7 protein-coding genes, 1 tRNA gene and 1 pseudogene are annotated in these 8,266 nt (G+C 55.8%); all 9 read right to left on the reverse strand.

Annotated elements, in window-relative coordinates:
- Window positions 1–9: 9 nt before the first annotated feature.
- The gene (gene rpoB, locus CSQ92_RS28195; RefSeq protein ID WP_034783248.1) at window positions 10–4,116 is read right to left on the reverse strand and encodes a DNA-directed RNA polymerase subunit beta; all 4,107 of its coding nucleotides are present in this window, start codon (window positions 4,114–4,116) and stop codon (window positions 10–12) included.
- Window positions 4,117–4,360: 244 nt separating this feature from the next.
- On the reverse strand, window positions 4,361–4,732 hold the full coding sequence (gene rplL, locus CSQ92_RS28200; RefSeq protein WP_034753136.1) for a 50S ribosomal protein L7/L12: 372 nt from the start codon (window positions 4,730–4,732) through the stop codon (window positions 4,361–4,363).
- Window positions 4,733–4,799: 67 nt separating this feature from the next.
- Entirely contained in the window at window positions 4,800–5,339 is a 540-nt protein-coding gene (rplJ, locus tag CSQ92_RS28205; RefSeq protein ID WP_034753621.1) for a 50S ribosomal protein L10, read from the reverse strand.
- A 319-nt stretch (window positions 5,340–5,658) separates the two neighbouring features.
- Window positions 5,659–6,354: a 50S ribosomal protein L1 gene (gene rplA / locus CSQ92_RS28210; protein ID WP_034753134.1), complete on the reverse strand. Its 696-nt coding sequence runs from the start codon at window positions 6,352–6,354 to the stop codon at window positions 5,659–5,661.
- Window positions 6,354–6,788: a 50S ribosomal protein L11 gene (gene rplK, locus CSQ92_RS28215; protein WP_034783246.1), complete on the reverse strand. Its 435-nt coding sequence runs from the start codon at window positions 6,786–6,788 to the stop codon at window positions 6,354–6,356. Before rplK ends, rplA begins: the two co-directional genes overlap by 1 nt.
- Before the next feature lie 115 nt (window positions 6,789–6,903).
- The gene (nusG, locus tag CSQ92_RS28220; RefSeq protein ID WP_034753130.1) at window positions 6,904–7,530 is read right to left on the reverse strand and encodes a transcription termination/antitermination protein NusG; all 627 of its coding nucleotides are present in this window, start codon (window positions 7,528–7,530) and stop codon (window positions 6,904–6,906) included.
- Window positions 7,530–7,913 carry a preprotein translocase subunit SecE gene (gene secE / locus CSQ92_RS28225; protein ID WP_010394308.1) on the reverse strand — a complete coding sequence of 128 codons (384 nt, stop codon included), beginning with the start codon at window positions 7,911–7,913 and terminating at the stop codon, window positions 7,530–7,532. The genes nusG and secE overlap by 1 nt, the downstream gene beginning before the upstream one ends.
- Window positions 7,914–7,945: 32 nt before the next feature.
- Window positions 7,946–8,021 (reverse strand) — tRNA-Trp (locus tag CSQ92_RS28230).
- Between the two features lie 66 nt (window positions 8,022–8,087).
- Window positions 8,088–8,266: pseudogene (locus tag CSQ92_RS28235) on the reverse strand (elongation factor Tu); the annotation flags it as partial.

Raw genomic sequence — 8,266 nt, forward strand, 5'->3', positions numbered from 1 at the left:
GCCTGTCGTTTAGTTGCGTTCGAGGTCGATATCGATACCCAGCGAACGGATTTCCTTGACCAGCACGTTGAACGATTCCGGCATGCCGGCGTCGATCACGTGGTCGCCCTTGACGAGGTTCTCGTACACTTTGGTACGGCCATTCACGTCATCGGACTTGACGGTCAACATCTCTTGCAAGACATACGACGCGCCATACGCTTCCAGTGCCCAGACTTCCATCTCACCGAAACGCTGACCACCGAACTGGGCTTTACCGCCCAGTGGCTGTTGCGTCACCAGCGAGTAAGGACCGGTCGAACGCGCATGCATCTTGTCATCCACCAAGTGATGCAGTTTCAGCATGTGCATGACGCCGACAGTGACCTTGCGTTCGAACGCTTCACCGGTGCGACCGTCATACATGGTCACCTGGTTTTTCGAAGCGGTCATGCCCAGGTTCTTGGCGATGTCGTCCGGATACGCCAGGTCCAGCATGCGGCGGATCTCTTCTTCATTGGCGCCGTCGAACACTGGCGTGGCGAATGGAACACCTTTTTTCAGGTTTTCCGCCAGCTTCATGATCTCTTCGTCGTCGAAGTCGTTCAGCTCTTCGGCACGGCCGTTGTCGTTGTAGATCGTCGTCAGGTACTTGCGCACTTGCTCGACCTTGGTTTGCGCCTTCAGCATTTCGCCGATGCGGATACCCAGACCCTTGGCAGCCCAGCCCAAGTGAGTCTCGAGAATCTGACCAACGTTCATCCGCGAAGGAACGCCCAGCGGGTTCAGCACAACGTCGGCTGGCGTGCCGTCGGCCATGTATGGCATGTCTTCCACAGGAACAATACGGGAAACCACACCCTTGTTACCGTGGCGACCTGCCATCTTGTCGCCCGACTGCAGGCGGCGTTTCACGGCCAGGTACACCTTGACCATTTTTTGCACGCCTGGTTGCAGCTCATCGCCTTGCGTCAGTTTCTTGCGCTTCTCTTCGAAGGCCAGATCGAACTGGTGACGCTTCTCGTTGATCGATTCCTTGATCGCTTCCAGCGCTACCGCTGCATCGTCGTCCGCAGGGCGGATGTCGAACCAGTGGTATTTGTCCAGATCGGCCAGGTAATCCTTGGTGATCTTGGCGCCTTTGGCCAGCTTTTTAGGGCCGCCGTTGACAACTTTGCCGATCAGCATTTTTTCCAGACGCTGGAAGGCATCGCCTTCAACGATACGCATCTGGTCGTTCAAATCCAGACGGAAGCGTTTCAGTTCGTCATCGATAATTTGCTGGGCACGCTTGTCGCGCACGATGCCTTCACGGGTGAAGACTTGCACGTCGATCACGGTACCGATCATGCCCGAAGGCACGCGCAGCGACGTATCTTTCACGTCCGAGGCTTTTTCGCCGAAAATCGCGCGCAGCAGCTTCTCTTCCGGGGTCAGCTGGGTTTCGCCTTTTGGCGTCACTTTACCAACCAGGGTATCGCCGGCTTGTACTTCAGCGCCGATGTAGACGATACCGGACTCATCCAGACGTGCCAGCTGATTTTCAGCCAGGTTCGAGATGTCGCGCGTAATTTCTTCCGCGCCCAGTTTCGTGTCACGGGCAACAACCGACAACTCTTCGATGTGAATCGAGGTGTAGCGGTCGTCCTTGACGACGTTTTCCGAGATCAGGATCGAATCTTCGAAGTTCAGACCATTCCATGGCATGAAGGCCACGGTCATGTTCTGGCCCAGAGCCAATTCACCCAGGTCGGTCGATGCGCCGTCGGCGATCACGTCGCGCTTGGCAACACGGTCGCCCACTTGCACGATAGGACGCTGGTTGATGTTGGTGTTCTGGTTCGAACGGGTGTACTTGATCAGGTTGTAGATGTCGACGCCCACTTCACCAGCGGTAGCTTCGTCATCGTTGACGCGAATCACGACACGGCCCGCATCGATGTAATCGACGATACCGCCACGCAGCGCTTGCACGGTGGTGCCCGAGTCGACCGCAACAGTGCGTTCGATACCGGTACCGACCAGCGCTTTTTCCGGACGCAAGCAAGGCACAGCCTGGCGTTGCATGTTGGCGCCCATCAATGCACGGTTTGCATCATCGTGTTCGAGGAACGGAATCAGCGAGGCAGCGACGGAAACGATCTGGCCTGGCGCCACGTCCATGTACTGGATGCGTTCCGGGGAGACCAGGATGGTTTCGCCGGCTTCACGGGCCGAGACCAGTTCATCGGACAGCATGCCTTCGTCGTTGATGGTCGCATTCGCCTGAGCGATGATGTAGCGGCCTTCTTCAATGGCGGACAGGTAGTCGATCTGATCGGTAATCTTGGAGCCTTCGACCTTGCGGTACGGGGTTTCCAGGAAGCCGTATTCATTCAGGCGGGCATACAGAGCCAGCGAGTTGATCAGACCAATGTTCGGACCTTCCGGTGTCTCGATCGGGCAGACGCGGCCGTAGTGGGTCGGATGCACGTCGCGCACTTCAAAGCCGGCGCGTTCGCGTGTCAGACCGCCGGGTCCCAGAGCCGATACGCGGCGCTTGTGGGTAATTTCCGACAGAGGATTGGTTTGGTCCATGAACTGCGACAGCTGGGACGAACCGAAGAACTCGCGAATCGCGGCCGAAATCGGCTTCGAGTTGATCAGGTCGTGCGGCATCAGGTTGTCCGCTTCGGCTTGGCCGAGGCGTTCCTTGACGGCGCGCTCAACACGCACCAGGCCGGCGCGGAATTGATTCTCGGCCAGTTCGCCCACGCAACGTACGCGACGGTTACCCAGGTGATCGATATCGTCGACTTCGCCGCGGCCATTGCGCAGTTCCACCAGGATCTTGATCACGGCCAGCACGTCTTCGTTCGACAGGGTCATGGCGCCGGTCAGTTCATCGCGGCCAATGCGGCGGTTGAACTTCATGCGGCCCACGGCCGACAGGTCGTAGCGGTCCGAGTTGTAGAACAGGCCATTGAACAGCGCTTCAACGGAATCTTCCGTTGGCGGTTCGCCTGGACGCATCATGCGGTAGATCGCCACTTTCGCAGCCATCTGATCGGCGGTGTCGTCGATACGCAGGGTTTGCGAGATGTAGGCGCCCTGATCCAGGTCGTTCGTGTACAAGGTCTGGATTTCGGAAATGTTGGCATCGCGCAGGCGGCCCAGCAGATCTTCGGTCAGCTCATCGTTCGCGGAAGCGACGACTTCACCGGTATCGCCATCGACGATGTTCTTCGCCAATACGCGGCCCAGCAGGTAGTCTTCCGGTACGGAAATGTGCTTGATGCCGGCAGCTTCGATATCACGCACGTGTTTCGCGTTGATACGCTTGTCTTTCAGCACCAAGGTTTTGCCCGACTTGTCGACGATGTCGAAACGCGCCACTTCGCCGCGCAGACGCTCGGAAACGAATTCCATTTCCGCGCCTTCGGAGCGCAGGTTGAAATTGTCGAAGACGAAGAAGTTCGCCAGGATTTGCTCATGCGACATGCCGATGGCTTTGAGCAGGATCGTCACTGGCATCTTGCGGCGGCGGTCGACGCGGAAGAACAGGATGTCTTTCGGGTCGAACTCGAAGTCCAGCCACGAACCGCGGTAAGGAATGATACGCGCGGAGAACAGCAGTTTGCCGGACGAGTGGGTCTTGCCGCGGTCGTGCTCGAAGAACACGCCAGGCGAACGGTGCAACTGGGAAACGATAACCCGCTCCGTGCCGTTGATCACGAACGAACCGGTGGTCGTCATGAGCGGCAATTCGCCCATGTAGACTTCCTGTTCCTTCATCTCTTTGACGACGGGCTTGGTTGGCGATTCCTTGTCCAGGATCACCAGGCGCACTTTCGCGCGCAGCGGCGACGCGAACGTCAGGCCACGTTGTTGACATTCTTTGACGTCGAAGGCAGGATCGCCCAGAACGTACGACAAGAATTCGAGGCGCGCAAAACCATTGTGCGACACGATAGGGAAAATCGAAGTGAAAGCCGACTGCAGGCCATCATTCTTGCGGCCGGACGGTGCTATGTCCTCTTGCAAGAAGCTATGATAAGACTCGAGCTGGGTCGCCAGCAGGAACGGAACGTGGTGAACGTTGGCGCGCTTCGCGAATGATTTGCGAATGCGTTTCTTCTCAGTAAATGAGTAGTGCATGGACACTCCGTGAGTGACAGAAAGGATAGAAAATTCAGGTTTTGCAAGTGTTCGTTTGCACCGCTGCGTGTGACACAGACGAAACCTCAAGGCTCTGCTTTCCGGCTTGAATCGAATAAAAACTGCTGCTACAACTACATGACAAATACGATGCAGACGACAAAGGAGCCAAAGTCGGATTCCCCCCCTTGCGAGGGGAAACCTCAGACTTTGACTCGGGCGCTAACTGCCGCCGGTACAGATATTACTTGATCGAAGCGGTTGCGCCGGCTTCTACCAGTTTCTTCTGTGCAGCTTCAGCGTCAGCTTTCGACACTGCTTCTTTCACAGTTTTTGGTGCGCCATCGACCAGGTCTTTAGCTTCTTTCAAGCCCAGGCCGGTGATTTCGCGAACTGCTTTAATAACGCCAACTTTGTTTGCGCCGAAGGTGTCAAGGATGACGTTGAATTCGGTTTGCTCTTCAGCAGCTGCTGCTGGGCCTGCTGCAGGACCAGCCGAAGCCATTGCTGCTGCGGACACGCCGAATTTTTCTTCGAATGCTTTAACCAGGTCGTTCAGGTCCATTACGGACATGGCGCTAACTGCTTCCAGGATATCGTCTTTGCTAATTGCCATTTTGAAACTCCTAAATTTATTACGTTAGTTACATCAGATTGGTACTGAGAGAAAAAAGCGCGCGCAATTAAGCGGCTGCTGGGGCTTCTTCTGCTGCTGCTTCTGCAGGAGCTTCGGCGCCTTCGCCTTTTTTCGCTGCCAGGGCAGCCAGACCACGTGCAAAGCCCGAAACCGGAGCCAGCATAACGCCCAACAACTGCGAAATGAGGACTTCACGGCTAGGAATGCTCGCCAACGCGGTGACAGCAGCTGTATCCAGCGGCTTGCCTGCGTAGTTACCTGCTTTGATGACCAGTTTGTCGTTGGTTTTAGCGAAGTCAGCGATGACTTTAGCTGCTGCAACGGCATCGGCCGAGATCGAGTAGATCAACGGGCCGGTCATGGCATCTGCCAGGCTGGCGAATGCGGTACCTTCAACGGAGCGACGAGCCAGAGTGTTTTTCAACACACGCAGGTACACGCCTTGGGCACGCGCTTTAGCACGCAGTTGCGTCAAGTGACCAACCTGGATGCCACGATATTCGGCCACGACGATCGTTTGCGCATTTGCTACTTGTGCGGAAACTTCGGCGACGACGGCCTTTTTGTCATTCAGATTGAGACTCACGGTCAACCTCCTTAAATGATGTTCGGCAATCACAACCGAGTGGTTGAGCGCCTTGCATCGGTTCGAACACGGCGTCCGAAGTCAAGAAGTACTAAACTGAGCGGATGGATTCACGCAGCATGAGGACTACAAAACTTGTTCGGGTACACCATCTGCGTTGGGCACCTGCCGTTGCCGGCAAGCCTATTAACCTTCTGCATGTGCGATCGCAGTCGGCCCAACGGTCTTTGATTGTCTGCCGGCCTGGTGCGAACACCGGGCCGGCAGCCCAAAGATGCGCCCACAGCGCCCGAAGGCGCGTGGGACTTGATTCTGTTACTTAAGCTGCCAGGCTTGCCTGGTCAACACGGACGCCAGCGCCCATGGTCGACGACAGCGAAACTTTGCGCAGGTACACGCCTTTGCTCGATGCTGGCTTGGCTTTGTTCAGTGCGTCGATCAGTGCGACCAGATTCGACTTCAGATCTGCGTCAGCGAACGATTTACGGCCGATGGTAGCGTGGATGATACCGGATTTGTCGGTACGGTACTGAACTTGACCGGCTTTCGCGTTTTTCACGGCGGTAGCGACGTCAGGAGTAACAGTGCCGACTTTCGGGTTAGGCATCATGCCGCGTGGGCCCAGGATCTGACCCAGGGTACCAACGATACGCATGGTATCTGGCGAAGCGATAACGATGTCGAAAGGCATGTCGCCGGCTTTGATCTGCTCAGCCAGGTCTTCCATACCAACGATGTCGGCGCCAGCTGCTTTGGCAGCTTCCGCTTTTTCGCCCGACGCGAATACAGCCACGCGTACGGTTTTGCCGGTACCAGCTGGCAGCACGACGGAGCCGCGCACCACTTGGTCGGATTTCTTAGGATCAACACCCAGTTGTACCGATACGTCGATCGATTCATTGAACTTGGCCGTTGCGCACTCTTTGATCAGAGCGACAGCGTTGTCAAAAGCGTACACTTTGGTACGGTCGACTTTGGCTTTCAAAGCCTTGATACGTTTGGATAACTTAGCCATTATACAACACCTTCCACCGTGATACCAATCGAACGAGCGGAACCAGCGATGGTGCGCACAGCAGCATCCATGTCGGCAGCGGTCAGATCAGGGGTTTTCAATTTAGCGATTTCTTCAGCTTGTGCGCGGGTCAGCGTACCGACTTTGTCGGTATGTGGCTTCGGCGAACCTTTGGTGATCGCAGCAGCTTTTTTGATCAGGTAGGTTGCTGGAGGCGTCTTCATCACGAACGTGAAGGACTTGTCCGCAAACGCGGTGATCACGACTGGGATCGGCATGCCTGGTTCCATACCTTGGGTCTGCGCGTTGAACGCTTTGCAGAATTCCATGATGTTCAGACCACGTTGACCCAGAGCTGGACCGATTGGTGGGGATGGGTTTGCTTTACCAGCTGGCACTTGCAGCTTGATAAAACCAATGATTTTCTTTGCCATGATGGCTCCTATCTTGGATTGAGTAGTAGCGCCCCGCCGATCCTACCCTGGCGGGGCTCCTCTGACCGGATTTTGCTGAGACTGCCGCAACGCTCCTGGTGGCGCTTGCTAATGCTTAAACTTTTTCGACTTGGCCGAATTCGAGCTCTACCGGGGTAGCGCGGCCGAAAATGGTGACCGAGACGCGCACTTTGGATTTCTCGTAGTTGACTTCTTCGACATTGCCGTTGAAATCGGTGAACGGACCATCCTTGATGCGGACTTGCTCGCCCACTTCGTACAAGGTTTTTGGACGGGGCTTTTCAACACCTTCCTGCATCTGCTTCATGATGCCGTCGATTTCGCGCGCGGAGATCGGCGTCGGCTTGTTCGACTTGCCACCAATGAAACCGGTAACCTTGCTGGTATTCTTGACCAAGTGCCAGCTCTCGTCCGTCATTTCCATTTCAACCAGCACATAGCCAGGATAGAAACGACGTTCGGTGACGGACTTCACACCATTCTTGACTTCGACCACTTCTTCGATCGGCACCAGGATCTGGCCGAACTGGTCTTGCATGCCCGCGCGCTCGATGCGCTCGGTCAGTGCGCGCATGACGCTTTTTTCCATGCCGGAATAAGCATGCACGACATACCAGCGCTTGCTGCTTACTGGCACGCTCAGCGCTGCACCAGTGTCCGCTACCGGAGCGTCGCCCGGAACGGACTCGTCCGCCGCTTCATCATGCACATTTTCGCTCATTATTTTTTCCAACCCAGAATTACGTCATACAACAAAAACTCGAGCAATTTATCCGTGCCCCACAGGAAAATCGCCATGACCAGCACAAAGGCAAACACGATCGCAGTAATCTGCGTGGCTTCTTTGCGGGTAGGCCAAACGACTTTCTTGGTTTCGCGCACAGCTTCTTTGGCGAAATTGAGAAATTCACGGCCGGTCGTCGAGACATACAAGAGCGCAACAGCAATAACCAAACCAGCCACAAGCGCGCTTGCACGCACCAGAGCTGGTTGGCCTGCCAGGTAATAAAACCCGACTACTCCTGCAATCGCAGCCACTATTGCCAGCGCGACTTTTATCTTGTCACTCGACGTGCTAACGGTTTGCACGGATTGATTTGACATTTTTCTACTTTCGGTGCCCTGCACCTTGACGGTGGCAGGGACGGAGGGCATCGAACCCCCAACCTTCGGTTTTGGAGACCGACGCTCTGCCAATTGAGCTACGTCCCTACGTAAAACTTTCGAGGAGTGCTATTCTACCACCCAGGACGCCCCGGGTGGAAGCATAACATTTCCTTATGCGAGGATTTTTGCAACCACGCCGGCGCCGACGGTACGGCCGCCTTCACGGATAGCGAAGCGCAGACCTTCTTCCATCGCGATCGGGTTGATCAGCTTGACGGTGATCGACACGTTATCGCCTGGCATGACCATTTCTTTGTCTGCTGGCAACTCGATCGAACCGGTTACGTCCG

The sequence above is a fragment of the Janthinobacterium sp. BJB446 genome, from assembly GCF_002735655.1.
Taxonomy (GTDB): domain Bacteria; phylum Pseudomonadota; class Gammaproteobacteria; order Burkholderiales; family Burkholderiaceae_D; genus Janthinobacterium; species Janthinobacterium lividum.